Origin of the sequence: Pseudomonas sp. IT-P395, from assembly GCF_949767675.1 — a bacterium.
Classification (GTDB): Bacteria; Pseudomonadota; Gammaproteobacteria; order Pseudomonadales; family Pseudomonadaceae; genus Aquipseudomonas.
Genome location: NZ_CATKPW010000009.1, coordinates 74,944 through 95,077, shown reverse-complemented (window position 1 = coordinate 95,077; position 20,134 = coordinate 74,944). Strand labels below are relative to the sequence as shown.

General features: G+C 55.5%; 20 protein-coding genes and 1 pseudogene. 11 read left to right on the top strand and 10 right to left on the bottom strand.

Features of this window, described 5'->3' with window-relative positions:
* The first annotated feature begins 5 nt into the window (after nucleotides 1–5).
* From ACM6IN_RS07815 to ACM6IN_RS07800, 4 genes are read left to right on the top strand one after another with little or no spacing between them, the layout of a single operon-like run.
* The gene (locus tag ACM6IN_RS07815) at nucleotides 6–875 is read left to right on the top strand and encodes a copper resistance protein B (protein ID WP_414915716.1); all 870 of its coding nucleotides are present in this window, start codon (nucleotides 6–8) and stop codon (nucleotides 873–875) included.
* A gap of 31 nt (nucleotides 876–906) precedes the next feature.
* Nucleotides 907–1,281, top strand: coding sequence for a copper homeostasis periplasmic binding protein CopC (gene copC, locus ACM6IN_RS07810; protein ID WP_007915538.1), 375 nt, complete (start codon nucleotides 907–909; stop codon nucleotides 1,279–1,281).
* A 3-nt stretch (nucleotides 1,282–1,284) separates the two neighbouring features.
* The gene (copD, locus tag ACM6IN_RS07805) at nucleotides 1,285–2,154 is read left to right on the top strand and encodes a copper homeostasis membrane protein CopD (protein ID WP_414915715.1); all 870 of its coding nucleotides are present in this window, start codon (nucleotides 1,285–1,287) and stop codon (nucleotides 2,152–2,154) included.
* Nucleotides 2,155–2,213: 59 nt separating this feature from the next.
* Nucleotides 2,214–3,005 (top strand): transporter substrate-binding domain-containing protein, encoded by a 792-nt coding sequence (locus ACM6IN_RS07800; protein WP_414915714.1) that lies wholly within the window; start codon nucleotides 2,214–2,216, stop codon nucleotides 3,003–3,005.
* A gap of 3 nt (nucleotides 3,006–3,008) precedes the next feature.
* Here the strand turns inward: ACM6IN_RS07800 and ACM6IN_RS07795 are convergent, their stop codons facing one another.
* From ACM6IN_RS07795 to ACM6IN_RS07775, 5 genes and pseudogenes are all read right to left on the bottom strand, one after another.
* Complete coding sequence (locus ACM6IN_RS07795; protein WP_007915535.1) at nucleotides 3,009–3,221, bottom strand: hypothetical protein; 213 nt, start codon at nucleotides 3,219–3,221, stop codon at nucleotides 3,009–3,011.
* Nucleotides 3,222–3,395: 174 nt separating this feature from the next.
* Nucleotides 3,396–4,175, bottom strand: a complete 780-nt coding sequence (locus tag ACM6IN_RS07790; protein ID WP_414915713.1) for an EAL domain-containing protein — start codon at nucleotides 4,173–4,175, stop codon at nucleotides 3,396–3,398.
* 144 nt (nucleotides 4,176–4,319) lie between these two features.
* The gene (locus ACM6IN_RS07785; protein ID WP_414915737.1) at nucleotides 4,320–5,099 is read right to left on the bottom strand and encodes a methyl-accepting chemotaxis protein; all 780 of its coding nucleotides are present in this window, start codon (nucleotides 5,097–5,099) and stop codon (nucleotides 4,320–4,322) included.
* Nucleotides 5,100–5,177: 78 nt separating this feature from the next.
* Nucleotides 5,178–6,254: pseudogene (locus ACM6IN_RS07780) on the bottom strand (methyl-accepting chemotaxis protein); the annotation flags it as partial.
* A 413-nt stretch (nucleotides 6,255–6,667) separates the two neighbouring features.
* A complete protein-coding gene (locus ACM6IN_RS07775; RefSeq protein ID WP_007915532.1) occupies nucleotides 6,668–7,168 on the bottom strand; it encodes an Lrp/AsnC family transcriptional regulator in 501 nt (166 codons plus the stop codon).
* Between the two features lie 119 nt (nucleotides 7,169–7,287).
* Between ACM6IN_RS07775 and ACM6IN_RS07770 the strand changes: the two genes are divergently transcribed.
* The 3 genes from ACM6IN_RS07770 to ACM6IN_RS07760 all read left to right on the top strand — a co-directional run bounded on the left by ACM6IN_RS07770 (nucleotide 7,288) and on the right by ACM6IN_RS07760 (nucleotide 10,968).
* Nucleotides 7,288–8,322, top strand: a complete 1,035-nt coding sequence (locus tag ACM6IN_RS07770) for a histone deacetylase family protein (RefSeq protein WP_414915712.1) — start codon at nucleotides 7,288–7,290, stop codon at nucleotides 8,320–8,322.
* Between the two features lie 50 nt (nucleotides 8,323–8,372).
* The gene (locus ACM6IN_RS07765) at nucleotides 8,373–9,425 is read left to right on the top strand and encodes an ornithine cyclodeaminase (protein WP_414915711.1); all 1,053 of its coding nucleotides are present in this window, start codon (nucleotides 8,373–8,375) and stop codon (nucleotides 9,423–9,425) included.
* A 127-nt stretch (nucleotides 9,426–9,552) separates the two neighbouring features.
* Nucleotides 9,553–10,968 (top strand): amino acid permease, encoded by a 1,416-nt coding sequence (locus tag ACM6IN_RS07760; RefSeq protein ID WP_414915710.1) that lies wholly within the window; start codon nucleotides 9,553–9,555, stop codon nucleotides 10,966–10,968.
* Between the two features lie 44 nt (nucleotides 10,969–11,012).
* On the opposite strand, the gene lepB is transcribed toward ACM6IN_RS07760, so the two are convergent.
* The 3 genes from lepB to ACM6IN_RS07745 all read right to left on the bottom strand — a co-directional run bounded on the left by lepB (nucleotide 11,013) and on the right by ACM6IN_RS07745 (nucleotide 12,808).
* Complete coding sequence (lepB, locus tag ACM6IN_RS07755) at nucleotides 11,013–11,810, bottom strand: signal peptidase I (protein WP_414915709.1); 798 nt, start codon at nucleotides 11,808–11,810, stop codon at nucleotides 11,013–11,015.
* Nucleotides 11,811–11,891: 81 nt separating this feature from the next.
* Complete coding sequence (locus ACM6IN_RS07750) at nucleotides 11,892–12,299, bottom strand: hypothetical protein (RefSeq protein ID WP_414915708.1); 408 nt, start codon at nucleotides 12,297–12,299, stop codon at nucleotides 11,892–11,894.
* A gap of 146 nt (nucleotides 12,300–12,445) precedes the next feature.
* Nucleotides 12,446–12,808, bottom strand: coding sequence for a DUF6124 family protein (locus ACM6IN_RS07745; protein WP_414915707.1), 363 nt, complete (start codon nucleotides 12,806–12,808; stop codon nucleotides 12,446–12,448).
* Between the two features lie 695 nt (nucleotides 12,809–13,503).
* Here ACM6IN_RS07745 and ACM6IN_RS07740 point away from each other — a divergent pair.
* Nucleotides 13,504–14,721 (top strand): AAA family ATPase, encoded by a 1,218-nt coding sequence (locus tag ACM6IN_RS07740; protein WP_414915706.1) that lies wholly within the window; start codon nucleotides 13,504–13,506, stop codon nucleotides 14,719–14,721.
* 863 nt (nucleotides 14,722–15,584) lie between these two features.
* Here ACM6IN_RS07740 and ACM6IN_RS07735 read toward each other — a convergent pair.
* Entirely contained in the window at nucleotides 15,585–16,286 is a 702-nt protein-coding gene (locus tag ACM6IN_RS07735; RefSeq protein WP_414915705.1) for a hypothetical protein, read from the bottom strand.
* Between the two features lie 175 nt (nucleotides 16,287–16,461).
* On the opposite strand from ACM6IN_RS07735, the gene dusA reads away from it, so the two are divergent.
* A complete protein-coding gene (dusA, locus tag ACM6IN_RS07730) occupies nucleotides 16,462–17,457 on the top strand; it encodes a tRNA dihydrouridine(20/20a) synthase DusA (protein ID WP_414915704.1) in 996 nt (331 codons plus the stop codon).
* A gap of 75 nt (nucleotides 17,458–17,532) precedes the next feature.
* Entirely contained in the window at nucleotides 17,533–17,904 is a 372-nt protein-coding gene (locus ACM6IN_RS07725; RefSeq protein WP_414915703.1) for a DUF2388 domain-containing protein, read from the top strand.
* Here ACM6IN_RS07725 and ACM6IN_RS07720 read toward each other — a convergent pair whose 3' ends face one another.
* Nucleotides 17,905–18,738 carry an undecaprenyl-diphosphate phosphatase gene (locus ACM6IN_RS07720; RefSeq protein ID WP_095114324.1) on the bottom strand — a complete coding sequence of 278 codons (834 nt, stop codon included), beginning with the start codon at nucleotides 18,736–18,738 and terminating at the stop codon, nucleotides 17,905–17,907.
* Nucleotides 18,739–19,243: 505 nt separating this feature from the next.
* On the opposite strand from ACM6IN_RS07720, the gene ACM6IN_RS07715 reads away from it, so the two are divergent.
* Nucleotides 19,244–19,984 carry a winged helix-turn-helix domain-containing protein gene (locus ACM6IN_RS07715; RefSeq protein ID WP_007915508.1) on the top strand — a complete coding sequence of 247 codons (741 nt, stop codon included), beginning with the start codon at nucleotides 19,244–19,246 and terminating at the stop codon, nucleotides 19,982–19,984.
* Nucleotides 19,985–20,134 lie beyond the last annotated feature (150 nt).

Here is a 20,134-nt window from a genome sequence, read left to right as displayed (position 1 = left end):
CGATGATGACTCGATTCACAGCGTTTTCTTTATTGCTGATCGGCAGCTCGGCGATGGCCGCCAACGACATGCCGGGCATGGACCACAGCCAGATGTCCGGCATGGATCATGCCGGGATGCAGAGTATGGACGACGGCATGATGCAGCCCGCCGCCCCGACCGAAAGTCGCACGCCGATCCCGCCACTGACCGACGCCGACCGCGCCGCCGTGTTCACCAGCCCCGGCGGCCATCAAGTCCACGACAGCGCGATCAACACGTATTTCCTCGCCGACAAACTCGAATGGCAGGACGCCGATGACGGCAGCGCGTTGGCCTGGGATCTGTCCGGCTGGATCGGTGGTGACATCGACCGTCTGTGGCTGCGCTCCGAAGGTGAACGCAGCAACGGCAAGACCGAAGACGCCGAGATTCAGGCGCTTTGGGGCCACGCGATTTCGCCGTGGTGGGATGTGGTCAGCGGCGTGCGTCAAGATTTCAAACCCGGCGCGCCGCAGACTTGGGCCGCGTTCGGTGTGCAGGGCATGGCGCTGTACAACTTCGAAGCCGAGGCCACTGCGTTCATCGGCGAAGGCGGCCAGAGCGCGCTACGGTTCGAGGGTGACTACGACATCCTGCTGAGCAATCGCCTGATCCTGCAGCCCACCGCTGAACTCAATATCTACGGCAAAAACGATGCGCAACGGGGCATCGGTTCCGGGCTATCCAACAGCGAAGTCGGCCTGCGTTTGCGCTATGAAATCCGCCGCGAATTTGCGCCGTACATCGGCGTGACGTGGAACCGCACCTACGGCAACAGCGCCGATTACGCCCGCGACGAAGGCGAGGATCGCAGCGAAGCGCGCCTCGTCCTCGGCGTGCGGCTATGGTTCTGAATTCCAATAGAAAACAACCCAGAGGTCTTGCATGCGCACCTTGAAAATCACCCTTGTACTCGCCAGCGGCTTGCTCCTCAGCAGCCTCGCTCAAGCCCACCCCAAACTGCTGTCGTCGACGCCCGCCGAAGGTGCCGACGGCGCCGCGCCCGGCAAGATCGAGCTGCACTTTTCCGAGAACCTGCTGACTCAGTTCTCCGGCGCCAAACTGGTCATGACCGAGATGCCCGGCATGGCCCACTCACCGATGCCGATGAAAGCCAAAGTCAGCGCCGGCAGCGACCCGAAAAGCATGCTGATCACCCCGCTCGCGCCGCTGCCCGCCGGCACCTACCAAGTCCAATGGCGCGCGGTGTCTTCCGACACGCACCCGATCACCGGCAACGTCACGTTCAAAGTGAAGTAAGCGATGGCTGAGCTGATCAACATCGTCCTGCGGTTTACGTTGTATGTGGATTTGCTGCTGGTGTTCGGGCTGGCATTGTTTGCGCTGTACAGCACTGATGCGCTGCTGCGGTTGCGGCCGATGCTGCGCGGGATGGCGTTGATCGGGGCGCTGTTGTCGATGGCGGGACTGGTGCTGATGACCCGCGCCATGAGCGGCGAAACGGCGCTCGCGGCGCTGTGGCCGCATCTGCAAATGATGCTGCTGGAAACCGACGTCGGGCTGGCGTGGGCAGTGCGGATGATTGCCCTGATTGTGCTGTTGATCAGACCGGGTTTATGGCTCGCATCGATTGCCGGCGCCGTCGCCCTCGCCTCTTTGGCCTGGAGCGGACACGGGGCGATGGACGACGGAGCACTGCGGTTCTGGCATTTTCTCAGCGACATTCTGCACCTGCTCGCAGCGGGTGCGTGGCTGGGTGCGATGCTGGCGCTAGTGTTGATGGCGCGGGGGCCGCTCGATGAGGCACGCATTCGTTCGCTGGCGTTTGCGGTTCGGCGCTTTGAGTGGATCGGTGCGGTGATCGTGCTGACGCTGTCGATCACTGGCGTGGTGAATTACCTGTTTATCGTCGGCCCGAAGCTGGAGGACGTGTTGCTCGGCACGTACGGGATGCTGTTGGCGATCAAAGTTCTGCTGTTTGCCGGGATGCTGGTGTTGGCGGCGCTGAATCGCTTTCATCTTGGCCCGTCACTGCAACAATCGTTGCGCGATGGGCAGCATGCCATCGCGGCCAATGCGCTAAGGCGCAGCGTGGTAGTTGAACTGGCAATCGCATTGTTGATCGTGGCACTGGTGGCGTGGCTCGGCACGTTAAGCCCGGAAGCAGGATGACACCCGGGAAAGCCTTTCACTACACTGGGCCACCGTCCTTATCAGAAGCCCCGATCGCAATGACAACACTAAAAAGCACGATGATCCTCTGCGGCCTGCTGACCCTGGCCGCCGGCGCCCATGCCGAGCAAACCCTTTCGCACCTCGACAGCATCCAGCAACAGGGCCAGTTGCGCGTGTGCACCACCGGCGACTACAAGCCCTACACCTTCAAACGCCCCGACGGCGATTTCGAAGGCATCGACATCGCCATGGCCCGTTCGCTGGCCGACAGCCTCGGGGTCAAAGTGCAATGGGTGCAAACCACCTGGAAAACCCTGATGCCGGACATGCAGGCCGGCAAGTGCGACATCGCCATGGGCGGCATCTCTGTGACACTCGAACGGCAGAAAAAAGCCTACTTCAGCAATACCCTCGACACCGACGGCAAGATTCCGCTGGTGCGCTGCGCCGATGTCAGCAAGTACCAGACCGTCGAACAGATCAACCAGTCCAATGTGCGTCTGGTCGAACCTGCCGGCGGCACCAACGAAGCCTTCGTCCACGCCTTCCTGCCCAAAGCGCAACTGGCCCTGCACGACAACGTGACGATCTTCCAGCAACTGCTCGACAACAAGGCCGACGTGATGATCACCGACGCCTCGGAAGCGCTGTATCAGCAGAAACTCAAACCGGGCTTGTGCGCGGTCAATCCGCATCAGTACATGCAATATGGCGAGAAGGCTTATCTGCTGCCGCGCGATGACATCAGCTGGAAACTGTATGTCGATCAGTGGCTGCACTTGAGCAAAGTCACCGGCAAGTATCAGCACACCCTGAGTGAGTGGATTGCCGTACCTGCCGCGCAGTAATCCTCAATCGTCATGCAACATGCCAGAACTGTACTGATTGAGACTGCTGCCAATACTGTTGCCGCCAAACTTCAACGTATTGGCGTTGCGCCCCTCCGGCGACTGACAGTCGCTGGAGAAACAACTGGTGGTGGTCAGGCCACCCGCGCCCGAACAGGCACTCAACACCGATACCGCTGCAGTAATCAACAGCACTTTGACGACATTAAGGCGCATGGCACGATTCCCCTCGGGATGAAAAGCGACGATCTTGTGCCAACATCCTAGGCCTGCGCCGAACCCGGCAAGATGAAACTTTGCTCATCGACAGGGGATTACCAACGCCAAAGGCTCAACAAACGTCCGGCGCTGAGCCAGGTTATCGAGCGGATCAGCGCGAGCTGAAAGCGATCATCGCTTCAGCCACGCACTTGTCGGGATCTGCGCCAACGATTTGAAGGCAGGCCTGGCGAACCAGTACCCCTGCATCAGGTAAATGCCGCAATCGGCGAGAAAGTCTCTTTCATCGGCAACTTCTATGCCCTCGGCGATCACCTCCACGTCCAACTCTCTGCACATGTTCACCACATTACGCACGATGGTCTGGCGAACCCGGTCACGGTGAATATCGCGGATCAGCGCCATATCCAGCTTGATCAAATCCGGCTGAAAATCCGCCAACAAGTTAAGGCCGGAATAGCCTGCGCCAAAGTCGTCGATCGCCGTCTTGAACCCAAACTCACGATACTCACGCAAGATATTCATCAAGTGCTTATTGCTTTCAACGTGCTCGCCCTCCACCGCCTCGAAGATCAGGCGCTCCAGTGGGAAGCCGTGAGCACGCGCCGATTCCAGCGTGCCGCGAATGCACATTTGCGGACGGTAAACGGCATTCGGCAAAAAGTTGATCGACAAGTACTGCGTCATCCCTAACTCAGCCGCCGTGGAAATCGCCCGCACTCGACACAGTTGATCAAATCGATAACGGTTTTGATCGTCCACCTGCTCCAGAACTGACAAGGCGCCCTCACCCTTCACGCCGCGAACCAAGGCCTCATGGGCAAAAATCGTTTGATCACGCACATCCACAATGGGCTGAAAAGCGAAGGCGAAATCCATGTCCGGCACGCCTTTGTCCTTACAGCCCTGGCAGCCTCCGCGAGACGCGAATGATTCTGGAAAGTCGGTCATGACACCCCCTGATATCGGGTTATAACCTTGCTTGGCTATAGGTAAAAAACTGCTGTTGAACCGAGTCACCTGCTCACCACGCCCCATCGGTAGCCCTGCGACGCTTGAATATTCGAAATCGCAGCAGGTTCATCGTTCCAAAAATCAAGTGCGGAAATGCGCAGTCATTCGCTGCAAGTCCTGCCCCAGTGACGCCAACTCAACCGTCGCAGCCGCACTCTCTTCACTGGCAACAGCCGACTGGTCAGCCACATCCCGTACGCTGACGATGCTGCGATTGATTTCGTCGGCCACGGCACTTTGCTGCTCGGCAGCGGCCGAGATCTGCAGGCTCATCTCCTGGATCGTACCGATGGACTGATTGATCTCGGTAATGGCCAGCTCGGCCTTCTGCGCCAACACCACCGTATCGAGGGTGCGCTCGCGGCTGGAGGCCATCAGTGTCGAGGCCGCTTGCGCGCCTTGTTGCAGGGTGACGATCAGCGCTTCGATTTCCTTGGTCGAGTCCTGCGTGCGCTGCGCCAGCGAGCGCACTTCGTCTGCGACCACGGCGAACCCACGCCCCTGCTCTCCCGCTCGCGCGGCTTCGATAGCGGCGTTCAATGCGAGCAAATTGGTCTGCTCGGCGACGGCTTTGATGACATCGATTACTTTGCCGATCTGCTCACTGTCCTGGGACAGCACGTTCATCGCGCCGCCCAACGCTTCAATGGCCGCAGCGAGTTCACTGATCTGCAAAGTCGCCTGCTTCACCACCGTACTGCCGTGGCGCGCCTGTTGATCGGCCAAGGTCGCGGCGGCGGACGCATCGGTCGTGTTACGCGCAACTTCCTGCACCGTCGAAGCCATTTCGTGCATCGCTGTGGCGACTTGATCCACTTCGCTTTTTTGCTGACGCACGCCCGCGCTGGTCTGCTCGCTCATGGCCGAGAGTTTTTCCGCAGAAGTGGAAATCTGCGTGACGCCATTGCCGATACCTTGCACCAGCGTGTTCAGGTTCTGCGCCATGTCCTGCATTGCATTTTGCAGATCGCCCAACTCGTCTTTGCGGTTTGATTTGGCCTGTACCGTCAGGTCGCCCTTGGCGATCCGTCGAGCCAGTTCAACCGTCAGCGCCAGCGGCGCAGTGATCTGGCGCGAGATGACCACCGAAGCAATCAGCCCGATCACCAGCGCCAACACGGTCAACACGGCGATCTGAATAAAGGCTGAGTGCTGATCTTCACGCGCCAGGCGCTGCTGGGTGTCCATCAGGCCATTCATGATCTTGTCCATCGCCTTGCTTTCCTGGTCGACCTGCTCGCGCATGTTCTGCTTCTGCTCAAACAGCCCGGCCACTTCCACCAATACTTCGCGATAACGACGCATCCCGGCGTGCGCTTCTTCCAGTTGGCTCGACAGGGTCGCCGGCAAGTTGCTACGCGCCTTGGTGATGTCACTCAAAAAGGTATCGATGGTTTCCATCAGCAGGTTTTTGTTCGCGTCGTTGGGCACCGCAATGTAACGACGCAACATCAGGCGAAACGTGGTCATGCCATTGCGCAAGTCGGCCACCGTGCGCAGATCCCGAACACGTTCGCCATCGGCAGACGCCAGCGCACTGGTGGTGGTGGCCTCAAGCATGCCGGCAAAAGTTTGCGCGTACTTGTCCGACAGTGCAGTCAGCGGTTTCAGGGCATCGGTGGTCGACTTATCGGCAGCGATCAGCCGTTTGACCTTCTGGTCGTAGGCGACAATCGTGGTTTGCAAGGCCTTCAAGGCTTGCTGGTTTTCAGCGCGGGTCAACGTTTCCAGGGCCTTGCTGACAAGCCCCTGCAAGACATTCAACTGAGCGTTATAGGAATCGGCGAACGCTGCGTCAGCGGCGGCTTCGTACTGTTTCTCGGACAGCCGCATATCTTGCGTCGCGTCATTCAACGTGCCGATCAGACGCGTCGTACTCAAGCGATCAACCAGCACGCTGTTGCTGTTATAGCCAATGAAGGCCACCGCCAAAACAGCCAGCAAAAGAATGCCAAAGCCGGTGCCCAGCTTGCGGGAAACTTTGATATCACCGAGGAAATTCGATGCAACTGCCATATTCAGCCTCAAACGCCCTGACGCGAAACGCCAGGCACAAAAAATTGATCTCCGGTGACCACAGTCACCGTCCAGACATTCGGGGTTCGTCATCCAAGGCGTAATACGGGACGCTCCAGCTGTCCCGGGAATGCAAAATGCGGATGCGGTTGAAGCGTCGAAAAGAAACCCGACGCGAGCATCGGCAGACAAAACCATCACGTCGCAGACAGGGCGTCTGCACGCTGGATTTATCGTTTCAGCAAAGGTGTCTGGAGGGATGCTAGTAATTTTGTGAAAACTTGTACAACTTTATATTTTTGTACAATCGTTGAACTTTTTGAGCGGCATGATGACGCATTGCCATCACGATTTGTGGCATATCGCTATCGGGGTAAACCGCAGTTGAAAAGGCTGATTAAATGCCTGCCGACTCAGTCCTTTCCCGGCTTGGGAATAGCGATACGGCTACCGGACTTGACCTCACGCAACGCCAGGCTGGACTGGATCGACGCAATCCCCACCTGACGCCTGAGCACCTGCTCGATAAAGTCACTGTAGTGATCAAGATCTTCCGCCAACACCTGCAACACATAATCGGCATCGCCGGTGATCTTGTGACAGGCCACCACCTGCGGCAATTGCGCAATCACCGCCTCGAAAGCGTCCGGCGCGTGGTCGGCGTGGGTGGAAAAACGAATGTGCACAAACGCCATGATATCCAGCCCGAGCATTCGCCGATCCAGATTGGCCTGATAGCCCTTGATGACCCCCGCCTCCTCCATGCGCTTGCGCCGCCGCCAGCACGGCGTAAGGCTCAACGACAGCCGCTCACTGAGTTCAGCATTGGAAATACTGGCGTCTTCCTGCAACAACTCAAGAATCGCCAGGTCGGTCTCGTCGAGGCTGATGCGTTTGGATATTTTTTTCTGCATGACGCCATTCCTGAGTAAAAACGCCCGATTAATCCACCAAACCACGAACACAAAGCAAAGAAAGCGCAGCTCAGCCGGAACAGAATATTTGCACTGGCTAAAGATAACGGATGCGCAGAATGTTTACAGTTTTCAGTGATTCCCACCGTTTGCACCACGGCACCGAATTGAAAGACGGCGTGCTCAAGCCGTCGTTCGAACAACCGAGTCGGGCCGACACCGTGCACAACCGCGTAAAACAGGTCGGCCTCGGGCAGATCGTCGAACCGCGCGCATTTGATCGCTCGTGCTACGTCAACGCACACAGCGAGCGCTACGTCAGTTTTCTCGAAACTGCCTGGAGCGAATGGTGCGCAACCGGTCGCACCCACGACGCCTTGCCACTGGTCTGGCCGGTGCGCGATCTGGCCGGCGAAGAGGTGCCGACGTTCATCGACGGCAAGCTCGGCTTTTATGCGATGGACGCCGGTTCGCCGATCACCGCGACAACCTGGCAAGCGGTGAAAACCAGCGCCGATATCGCCCTCACCGGCCTGGCCCTGATCGATGAAGGCCACGACAGTGCCTTCGCCCTGTGCCGCCCGCCCGGCCATCACGCCGCGCGCGAATACATGGGTGGTTATTGCTACCTCAACAACGCCGCCATTGCCGCACAACAAGCCATCACCCGGGGCGCCAAACGTGTCGCGGTGCTGGACGTCGACTTCCATCACGGCAACGGCACGCAGAACATTTTTTACCAGCGCAGCGACGTCATGTTCGTCTCGTTGCACGGCGAACCGGCGGTGTCCTATCCGTACTTCTCGGGCTACAGCCACGAAGTCGGCGCGGGTGTCGGCGAGGGTTACAACCTCAACTATCCCCTGCCGAAAAACACCACCTGGGAGAGCTATCGCAACGCCCTGCTCCACGCCTGCAAAAAACTCCAGCAGTTCGCGCCTGAAGTGCTGGTGATTTCCCTCGGTGTCGACACGTTCAAGGACGACCCCATCAGCCACTTCCTGCTGGAAAGCGAGGACTTCATTGGCATCGGTGAACTGATCGCCAGCGTCGGCTGCCCGACCCTGTTCGTCATGGAGGGCGGCTACATGGTCGATGAAATCGGCATCAATGCCGTCAACGTGCTGCACGGTTTCGAGAGCCAACGCAGCTGAGCCAGCCCGCGCTCTACAGCCTTTCAATATCTGGATCGGAGAACAAGAACATGACGCTTTTTATTGATGTCGATGATGCTGCACGCCTGTTCACCCAAGTCGGTATCCACCGCGCCATCCGCGAAATGGCCGGCTACATCGAAGCGGACTACGCACGCTGGGCGCAGTTTGATAAATCGCCGCGCACGGCCAATCACTCGGCAGACGGCGTGATCGAGTTGATGCCGACCGACGACGGCCAGCAGTACTCATTCAAATACGTGAATGGCCACCCGAATAACGGCCAGCAGAACTTGCTGACGGTCATGGCCTTTGGTCTGCTGGCCGATGTGCAGAGTGGCTATCCGACCCTGCTCAGCGAGCTGACCCTGACCACCGCCGTGCGCACCGCAGCCACCTCGGCACTGGTCGCGCAATCGCTGGCTCGTCCGGGTGCGACCTCGATGGCCCTGATCGGCAACGGTGCGCAAAGTGAATTCCAGGCACTGGCCTTTCATGAAATGTTGGGCATCAGCGAGATCCGTATCTTCGATATCGATCGCGACGCTTCACTCAAGTTGAAGCACAACCTCGCGGCGTTCCCGGACATCGACGTGATTCTGGCCAGCTCGGTGAAGGACGCGGTAGAGGGCGCGGATATCGTCACCACGGTCACCGCCGACAAAGCCTACGCAACGATTCTGACGCCGGAGATGATCGAGCCCGGCATGCACATCAACGCGGTCGGCGGTGACTGCCCGGGTAAAACCGAACTGCACGCCGACATCCTGCGCAACGCCCGGGTCATCGTCGAATTCGAGCCGCAAACGCGCATTGAAGGCGACATTCAGCAACTGGCAGCCGATTCCCCGGTGATCGAGTTTTTCCGCATTGTGCTGGGCGAAGTCACCGGACGCGAAAACGATGCGCAGGTGACGGTGTTCGATTCGGTGGGTTTTGCCTTGGAAGATTTTTCGTCCCTGCGCTACCTGAAAGACCTGGCGCAGGCACAGCAAATCGGCCAGCGCATCCACCTGGTACCGACGCCGGCCAACATCAAAAACCTCTTCCAACTGCTCGATCCGCAACCGGCCAAAACCGCGCGTCTGCGCACCGTCAGTTGATCGGTAATGAGCGCCCCCAAGCCACAGGGGGCAATTCAGCTTGTGATTAGCCGCTGCACCTCTAACAAGAACGCTCGACACCTACTTTCTGCCAAAACTCAAAAACATAAAATCAAGAGGTTTTGCAATGAAATCGACCCCTTCCGGGCTGCCTGAACAGCCCGCGCTGCAGCGCACGCTCAGCAATCGTCACATCCAGTTAATGGCCATGGGCGGTGCCATCGGTACCGGCCTGTTCATGGGTTCCGGGAAGATCATCGCCCTCTCCGGGACGTCGATCATCCTCATCTACATGATCATCGGTCTGTTCGTGTTTTTCGTCATGCGCGCCATGGGCGAAATGCTCCTGTCCAACCTCAACTTCAAAACCTTCGCCGACTTCGCCGGCGCCTACCTCGGACCGCGCGCGGCGTTCTTCCTCGGCTGGTCGTACTGGCTGAGCTGGAGCGTGGCGGTGATCGGCGATGCCGTCGTGGTCGGCGGATTCTTCCAGTACTGGTTCCCCGACGTACCAGCGTGGATACCCGCCGTCGGCATGCTGGCAACCCTGTTCGCCCTCAACGTGCTGACCGTCAGGTTGTTCGGTGAAGTGGAATTCTGGTTCGCGATCATCAAGATCATTGCCGTCGTGACCCTGATCGGCGTCAGCAGCGTGCTGATCGCCAGCTCATTCGTATCGCCCAGCGGCGTCACCGCGTCCCTGAGTCACCTGGTGGACAAACAGGCGGCGTTCCCCAACGGCTTGTTCGGCTTCTTCGCCGGATTTCAAATGGCGATCTTCTCCTTCGCCGGCACCGAGCTGATCGGCACCGCCGCCGCCGAAACCCGCTCGCCAGAGAAGACCCTGCCCAAAGCGATCAACTCTATTCCGCTGCGGATCATCCTGTTCTATGTGCTGGCACTGACCTGCATTATTGCCGTGACCTCGTGGCAACAGGTTTCTCCAGTCAAAAGCCCCTTTGTCGAACTGTTCCTCGTCGCCGGGTTTCCCGCAGCCGCCGGCATCGTCAACTTCGTGGTCCTGACCTCAGCGGCCTCCTCGGCCAACAGCGGCGTGTTTTCATCGAGCCGCATGCTGTTCGGGCTGGCCAATCAAGACAACGCCCCCGGCCTCTTCCGCCGACTGTCGAGCAACAGCGTGCCGCTGCTGAGTCTGGCGTTTACCACGCTATTGATGCTGGTCGGCGTGCTGGTGCTGTTCATCGTGCCGGAAGTCATGACCGCGTTCACCATCGTCTCTACCGTGTCGGCGATTCTGGTGATCTTCACCTGGTCGACCATCCTCGCGTCTTACATCGCCTATCGGAAAAAACGCCCGGATCTGCATGCGAAGTCGGCTTACAAGATGCCGGGCGGTGTGCCGATGGCTTGGTTTTCGTTGGCGTTTTTGGGGTTTGTGCTGGGGTTGCTGGCGTTGCGGCCTGATACGCGGATTGCGTTGATGGTGATGCCGGGGTGGTTTGTCTGGTTGGGGATTACTTATCAGCTGACGCGGTTGAGGAAGCCGAAATCTGCGGTTGAGTCGGCGGGTCAGTTTGGCTAAATCTGCAAGTGAAAGCCGTCACCTTAAGGTGACGGCTTTTGTTTTCACTGAAAGGCTGTGCCAATCCTCGATCGATCAGATGAGTACCAGATTCCGGTGACTTTACCGGTAATGTCTTCGAGTGCGACCTGGCCCATAAAGCGGCTGTCGTTACTGCTGTCGCGGTTATCACCGAGCAGATAAACATGATCTTTCTCGACCACCGTCTGCGGCGTTTGCAGATAACGAGGATCCTTCACGCGATCTGGCGGTGCAAAGAACAGCCCCATGTTTTCGCCGTTGCGAATGACCTTACCGTCAACAATCGACAAGGTATCGCCACCCACTGCCGCCACACGTTTGACCGCCTCCGTGCCGTTGTAGCGATAAGTCACAATGTCGCCCACTTGCAGCGCGTCGATGCGCATTTTGGTGACGATATAGTCACCGATCGAAAGGGTCGGAACCATCGAGCCAGAGGGGATGAAGTAAGTCTTGAACCCCAGCGTCGGGCCTCGCAGTGGTCCCAAAAGCACCAGCGTGAGGATGACCAGCGCCACCACGTAAAACACGTGGAAGCGGGTGCTGGGGCTGTTCACCGGACGGTCGTTTTTGCGCACCGATATCGCTGCTACCGTGGCCGAGCCGAGTTTCACCAGGACGATAAACGTAGCGAAGACATACAGGCCCACTGGCGTGGCAGGCACCCCGCAGACACCGAGTAAAATCACCCCCAGATAAAGCAAAGCGGCAACACGCACCGCCCACTTCACCTGACCGGCGTACACCAGACCCCAGCCGGCCACCAGGCACGACATCACAAATGCTTGCAGCGGCAGCTTCGGCTTATCAGGAGCAGACATAAATTCTCTTCACGTAAATAGCTGACAATCAAGCGCCCGGCCTATTTAGCCAATAGGGCGCTACGGGCAATGCAGAGGGGGTTATTTAGCGGAAAAATAACCCGTTGTACGCAATTGCAGGCTGTAGACCCAGATACCAAACACCAGTGCATATTCTTTGAACATCGGCAGAGTGAGCAGATGCACAACCGAACCGCTGTTCATCTGCGACAGAGAAAAGGCAATTCCCAGAATCAACGCGAGCATAAAGCACAGCGAACTGATCTTCTTTCTCGCCAGCAACAGCAAGCCGCCGACAAACATCAACAATGCCACCACGCAGACGTTCAACAACATCAGGAACGAAATATCCCCTTCCCGCGCTTGCTGAAACCCGTCATGAGCCACCCACAGTCCGGCCTGAATCAACACGACAAAGCAATAAAAAACGGCCATGAAGACAACGGCGGGACGTGTGTTGTACCAAGCTTGGGACGATGTAGCTTCCATGGTGCGGCGACTCCCGAGTAAAGGCGCGGAATGCTACTAAATGGCCATCACCCTGTCCATTTACTCACCCTTTTTCCGGCTGCCTTGCTCAGCGCCAACAGCCCCTCCGTGGCAACGGCTCAGCCGTTAGCCACAAAGGGGCTGATTTACGCTTTCACCTCAACGTTATCCAACGCCTGATTCACCGCCAACTCGCCCAACATCACCACCTGCGCAATGCCCAACGCGGTTTTGCGGTGCGAGGGGTCGAGTGCTGCGGCGAAGTTGTTGAGCATTTCCGAGGCGGAACTGAGAGTTTCACTGGCATTGGCCAGCAGGGATTCCGAGTCGTACTTGGGGTTGGCGAGGTACATGCGCTCGGGCTCGTTGACGCTGGCCATGATGTGGCCGGCGGGAAGGAGGTAGTGATCGAGCGCGCGCTCGGCGGCTTCGTGGAGTTTTTTGGAATTGGGAGATTGGTACGGGGATGCCGGATCGGTTTCCGGCGGGTTGGGCGTGACCTTGAACATAGATGGAACCTCTAGCGCGATTACTAAAAGGAGCCATCACCCACGCTACCAAACGATGGGTGGCGGCCATACGCGGGTTGGTAGACCGGTCGCACTAGAACCCGGCGCCCACGAATGGGCCCCACGCATGACCACCATGAAATCCGCGTCCTGGGAAAGCGACTGAAATTGGTGATGCGATGCATCTAGACACGAAGCGGGCTACCAAACCCGTTCACTGGTTTTCAGTGACGTGGGGACGATAGAACCTGCGGGCTAGATGCACAAGCCGGGGGATTCTGTCTTAGGTGTAGGGGGAGGCGCAAGGGAGTGTAGGCTTAAGACTGCAGGAACAGACTTCATTTAAACGGACGAGTTTTTCCTGTTTGGAAAGGCATCTCTGGCACGCTGATTGACCCAAATACTGTGCAACAGCACAGAGAGTATCGTGCTCCTTTTTCAAGAGATGTCCGTCGCTCCGATGATGGATTGGAACAACTGTAGGGGCGTTTCCTCTGCTCTCAAACAAGCTGGTGGTATCTCTGCCCGCATGCTTTCAACGGCCCGGGAAAGGTGCTAAGCCTTCAGCCTCCCTTGATTTGCTGTTAGCGCCTATTCTCATCGTTTCTTGATTTCGGATGATGAGATTTAAGATTGCCCTGTCGACCAACCCCATCTAGACTCGCGCCTATGCTTACGCTCTAGGAAAGTCAATTGTGTTGAAGAAAATCGAGATAGAGAATTTTAAGACGATAGATCGCTTAAAACTAGAACTAGGCCGAACAAATGTATTTATCGGCGAGAACGGTGCTGGCAAAAGTAATATTCTAGAGTCGATCGCACTAGCAGCAGCTGCTAGCGCGGGAAAACTTGACAATGAGTTTCTGCATTCTCGCGGCATAAGAATAACTAGCGCATCATTGATGCGCCCACAGTTCGACAAAGAAAGCCAAGATAAACCAATTGTAATTAAGGTTACAGATCAGAGTGAAGCCACAACGGAACTCAAGCTAAATCATGACAACAAAGAGTACTCAAAATGGCAATTTGAATTTATTCACGATGGAAAAGGCCGCGAGCACTTTTTCAGTGAATCTATTCAGGAGGAAGCAGTAACAAACCAAAATGTAGTCGAAGAGTTAACTACTGCAATAAAACTCTTACAAAACTTTATTGACTCCGCCCCCTCTAAAGAAACCAAAAAAATCCTCAAGATTCCTGAGGACAGCATTTTAACGAGGATCACCAAGCGCACTCAAGAAAAGCTAAACCATATATTACCTGATATTAATAATTTTGCTATTTTCTCACCTGAAACTTCTACACTTAGAAGGTTTGACGCAGAGGGGCAGATTGAGCCACTAGGTATATGTGGAGAGGGGCTTCAGAAATTGTTAATAATTCTATCTCAAGAAGAGCCAGAAACAATATCCACCATTAAGAACATCTTATCTATATTTGGCTGGTTTCAAAACTTTCAATTCAAATCTGAACCTGGCACATCTCATAGTAACATAGAGGTCATTGATCGATTCTTTTATGACAAGGACCGCTATCTAGACATCCGTGGTGCGAACGAGGGCTTCTTGTATTTAATGTTTTACTCGGCCTTATTCGCCAGTAAGCTCTGCCCAAAATTCTTTGCAATCGATAACATCGAAAACTCTCTTAACCCTAAGCTTTGCAGTCATCTTATAAGCGAAATACACAAAATTTCGGTAGCCACAGATAAACAGTCGATTTTGACCACGCACAACCCAGCTATTTTAGACGGTTTGAACTTGGACGATGATGATCAGAGGCTTTTTGCGGTCCAACGGAACCCTGATGGGTATACTCGCATAAAGCGAATTCACAAAAAGTCCGGCTCAGAACTGAAACTCTCAGAAATGTTTATGCGCGGTGTAATTGGTGGGTTGCCAAAGGGATTTTGAAATATGCCTAGCTTTGCACTTGTCGCGGAAGGGATCACTGACCAGGTTATAATTGAGCGCATTATATTTACTGTTACTTGCAATGTAATCGACGACATTGATGATGAACCCGATATTAATCCGCTTCAACCCTTGCGAGACGCAACTGATCAATCCCGTGTAGCCGAGGGGAACTTTGGAGGATGGGAGCGTGTAAAAGAGTTCTGCCAATCCCCGGAAAGATTGGAGGAAGCTCTAGAATTCAACGATTACATAGTAATCCATCTTGACACCGACATGTGTGACCACCCAAATTTTGATGTTCCACTTTTAGAAGACGGCAACCCGATACCGACCGAATCACTTCTAGGCCGAGTGTCGACTAAAGTATTCGAGTGGCTGGGCGAGAATTTTACTGAATCACATGGTGACCGAGTCATATTGGCTATAGCGGTTCACTCCACTGAGTGTTGGCTCTTGACTCATTACGGAAGAACCAATGCGGACAAGTGCAGAGAAATCGCTTGCTACTCGCATCTAGAAAGAAACTTAAACCGAATGGATCGCCGCATAGAAAAAAATCACAGGTCTTTCTCAGAAATAAGCATCTGCTTCAGAAGGTACAGAGATTTAAGCGCTTCACGAATACTCAGTCCGAGCCTTGAAAATTTTGTATCTTCGCTAGAGCAGAAACTGAACGAGCGCATTTGAGCAGCATCGTGAGTACTCACCGATGACAGGCTCCCTAATCCGAGCAGTGATTTGCAATTCGAATGCGCACTTAAGGAACAATGGGGACAGATTTATTTATCGTCTAAAAATGAGCAAACAAATCTATCCCTTTCTACTATTAGCGAGGCGTGTTAATCGCCAAAGTATCAAACTCAGAAAGATTCGACCGGTTTTTTGGTCTGCTCAACGAGCTTGTTCTCGTCAAGTTTCGGGAAGGAAAACTTGATCATGATGACCGATTCCTCGCCCTCGCCCGTGACAATCAGATCAGCCCCCCTGACATTCGCAGGCGCGGCTGCCATCAAACCAGAAACGCTAGGTGTCCCTTTGATCGAGGCGGCGCCCTCGATAAACGAATAGGTCAGATTATTGGCGTTTAGAGCGACACTTTCGTAGTTGGTGAGTTTAGCGGTGTACTCATCCTTACTTTTAGCTTTTGCCGCCAGATCGACAAGATCCAGCATGGACTTGCCGTCAGCCAGTGCGACCAGACCGAACGACTTGGCCAGCGCACCGATGGCACGCCCAAACAGTTCACGCTCATAGGGCGCGAAAAGGGAAACCATAATCAGCTTGTCACCGCTGAACACCAAGCCAGCGGTGAATTTCTGATCAATGAAATCCACGTCATCAATACACCGGGCGGGCGCGCCCACCTCTTCCGAGCAATCATAGTAATCGCCAGCCTCGGTGTATTTCGTGATTGGCGTGTCGTAGCCGTAGCTCTTGAACAGGTTGTCAGCTGCAACGGCACTCTGCATAGCGCCAACAAGGCCGCCCAGGCAAAGCACTAACGCATGGATTTTTTTCGACATGGATTCCGTTCCTACAAAGATGTGAATATTGATAGCCACATGCTATCAATCCTGCATTGGATTTGTCTCGCTCAATCCAATGCAGGTTGAGCAAGCTCAGCAGGTCCAGAAGTAGGACGCTGTAAACCCGCTCTGCCATTCCTGCCCCCAAGCCCCCTCCTCCCATTCCTGATAAACTCCCCCACCTCCCAGCCACACCGATTCCGTATCCCTAATGTCCCCTATTCCCGCCACACCCGCCCCACTCTCCCGCCGCTTCTCCGTCGCCCCAATGATGGATTGGACAGACCGCCATTGCCGTTTCTTCCTACGCCTCCTGTCGAAGAACGCCCTGCTCTACACCGAAATGGTCACCACCGGCGCGCTGCTCAACGGCGATCACGAGCGTTTCCTCCGTCACAACGAAGCCGAGCACCCTCTCGCGTTGCAATTAGGCGGTAGCGTTCCGTTGGATCTAGCCGCGTGCGCCCGCATGGCCCAAGACCACGGCTACGACGAGGTCAACCTGAACGTCGGCTGCCCAAGCGATCGGGTGCAAAACAACATGATCGGCGCGTGCCTGATGGGTCACCCGCAACTGGTGGCGGATTGTGTGAAGGCGATGCAAGACGCGGTGACAATCCCGGTAACGGTAAAGCACCGCATCGGCATCAACGGGCGGGACAGTTACGCGGAGTTGTGTGATTTCGTCGGCACTGTCCGCGATGCCGGGTGCACCAGTTTTACCGTGCATGCGCGGATTGCGATTCTGGAGGGGTTGTCGCCGAAGGAGAATCGCGACATTCCGCCGTTGCGCTATGACGTGGCGGCGCAATTGAAGGCGGATTTTCCGGGGTTGGAGATTGTGCTGAATGGCGGGATCAAGACAATGGAGGCTTGCCATGAGCATTTGCAGACGTTCGACGGTGTGATGTTGGGGCGTGAGGCTTATCACAATCCGTATTTGCTGGCGGAGGTGGATCAGCAGTTGTTTGGCAGTTCGGCGCCGGTGATCAGTCGGGCTGAGGCGTTGGCGCAGTTGCGTCCTTATATAGCCGAGCATTTGCTGGCCGGTGGGGCGATGCATCACATCACGCGGCATGTGCTGGGCCTGGGCACGGGGTTCCCGGGGGCGCGGAAATTCCGTCAGTTGTTGTCGGTGGATATCCACAAGGCCAAGGATCCGCTGGCGTTGCTGGATCAGGCGGCTGAGTTGCTTGAAGGTCGTTGATTGAAGTTTTGAGTGTGCGGGTGACGCATGAGCGTTGCCCGCTGTTTTGTTGTACTGACAGGATGTCTTTTGTTTATGCCCGCGTTTACTTTTTCTGCTTTCAAGCGTTTCACCCTCCTCGCTTTGTTCAGCTTCACTTCCGACGTTTATGCGCACTGCGATGGCTTTTGCATGGGCCGTACTGATACGCCGTGGGAGGTAACGCAGTTTTCCGGCTTCACCTTGGTGTCTTTAATCCTCGCACCTATTTCGTCTAGCCAGGAAACGACTGACAGTCACAAGCGTGTTTACTCCGCCGAGGAGCAAGAAGACGCGCGACTCTATCTGGCAAGCGACGGCATGCTGCAGGCCGCGTATTTCACGTCGGCCTTGCAGCGCTATCGCCAGGAGTCGCCGGATTCGGCGTTAAACGATCTCGCCGTTGCGGCGTTGATCAGCGCTCAGTGATCAGGCGGCCGCTGCTGCGGTCCAGTTGACCCAGCCAAACAGCCACGTTGCCAGAATCAACAAACCAAACGCGATCCGGTACCAGGCGAACGCGGCGTAGCTGTGGTTGGCAATAAACTTCAGCAAGCCGCGTACGGCAATCATCGCGAAGATAAACGCGGTGACGAAGCCGAGGGCGAAGACTGGCAAGTCGTTGGGCTGGAACAGGTCACGGTATTTGTAGCCGGAGTACACGGCGGCGCCGACCATAGTTGGCATGGCGAGGAAGAACGAGAATTCGGTGGCGGCTTTGCGCGACAGGCCGAAGAGCAGGCCGCCGATGATGGTCGAGCCGGAGCGCGAGGTGCCGGGAATCATCGCCAGGCATTGTACGAATCCGACTTTCAGTGCGTGAGACCAGCGCATGTCGTCGACGTGTTCGACGCTGATCACATGGCTGCGCTGTTCGGCCCACAACATGATGATGCCGCCGACGACCAGTGCCACGGCAACGGTGATCGGGTTAAACAGGTATTCGTGGATGGCGTCGGCGAACAATACGCCCAAGACCACGGCGGGCAGAAAAGCGATGAGCAAGTTGAGGGTGAAGCGTTGTGCATTACGTTCGGTGGGCAGGCCTTTGACGATTTCGAAGATCTTCGGTCGAAACTCCCAGACAACGGCAAGAATGGCACCCAGTTGAATAATGATGTTGAACGCCATGGCGCGCTCACCGCCGAATTCCAGCAAGTCGGCGACGATGATCTGGTGGCCGGTACTCGAGATCGGCAAGAACTCGGTCAGGCCTTCTACCGCACCTAATATCAACACCTGGAAAAGGGTCCAGAAATCCATTAATCCTCCGTCAGAGCGCTCTTGATGAGCGACCGGGTAATAACACTCAGGGGTTGAGTATCTGCAGTGAGACCATTGACATACATAAACGCAAAAGTTCATCAGCCACAAAGATTACGTCTTATTAAAAGACACACTCAAGCCATGTTAGTAATCGTCGGCTGACGAACTACGCAGAAAATATTTAGGCCTTTTTGCAGAAAAAAGTTGCTCTGACAATAAAGTGTGATCAATATCACATTATCCAGAGATGGCCAGACAGTGGCAGATGGACATAGACAAAGCCATCGCAATAAGCTCAAAATAGTGGCACCATTGCATATCGCCACCATCTAAGCAGTAGTTCACCCTTCCGAGAAAATCAACTAAAAGCTTGAAAAGCTTAATTATTGTTAGAAAACTCGGGAGCCACGTCTAAAAATCGCGTGAATGTTACCAATTGTCAGTCACAGATGAGAACCGGTGCTTTAACATCCCGATGTCAGCACTTAATTCGAGTCAATGCATGATGCTCTCAGCGAACTTAGCGACTAGAAGCCCGCGCCCGACAAACGACGAACCTGGTGTTCTTACTCTGGGTCGTACCCGTGGCGTGGCTGAACATTTCAAAGCGCTAGTCGCCCAGCATATACGTACCGATATGGCGCTCGAAGCCAATGCGTACACTAGTGCATATCAGTTGAATGAACAGTCTGGTTCGTATCGAGCGATCTTCCTGATTATCGACAGCCCACAGGCCCTCGAAGACAATCTGGCGCTGGTCGAGAACCTGCGCAGCGACAACTTGAAGCCGATCATTTGCGCGGTCATCACCGGTCGCGGCGCCTTCAACAAGATCAAATATTATCTGGCTGGCGCGGATGTTTGTATCAAGCTCAATACCCTTTCCGAGGATGGCGCCGAGTTGCTGGGCGAGTTCTTCAACAGTGAAGAATGGCAACGCGATATCGATCTGACGCTTGATCCGACCCGTATCTGCCTGATGGGCACCAGCAAGAAACTCGACATCTCGTTTGCCGAAATGAAGATCCTCGAAGCCTTCGCGCAAACCAGCAATCACATTCTGAGCCATGATGAAATCGCCAGCATCATGGGCCTCAACGCCAATTTCTACGACCCTCGAGCACTGGAAAAATCAATCAGTCGCTTGCGTGGAAAAATCAAGGACATGTATGGTACAAACGCGATTCAGAGCATTCGCGGCTATGGCTATCGCCTGCTGCGGGGTCTGATATCGACTGCCTGACTCTCGGGCAGCCATCCCATTTGCATACGTACGAAGGATCGTCTAATGCAACCATATAGCTCCCGTTCTGCTTCACGCCTGTTTGAAATCAAGCAATTGAATGAGCGCGACAACACGACCCATAACAATAAAACTCCATAACATAGCAGC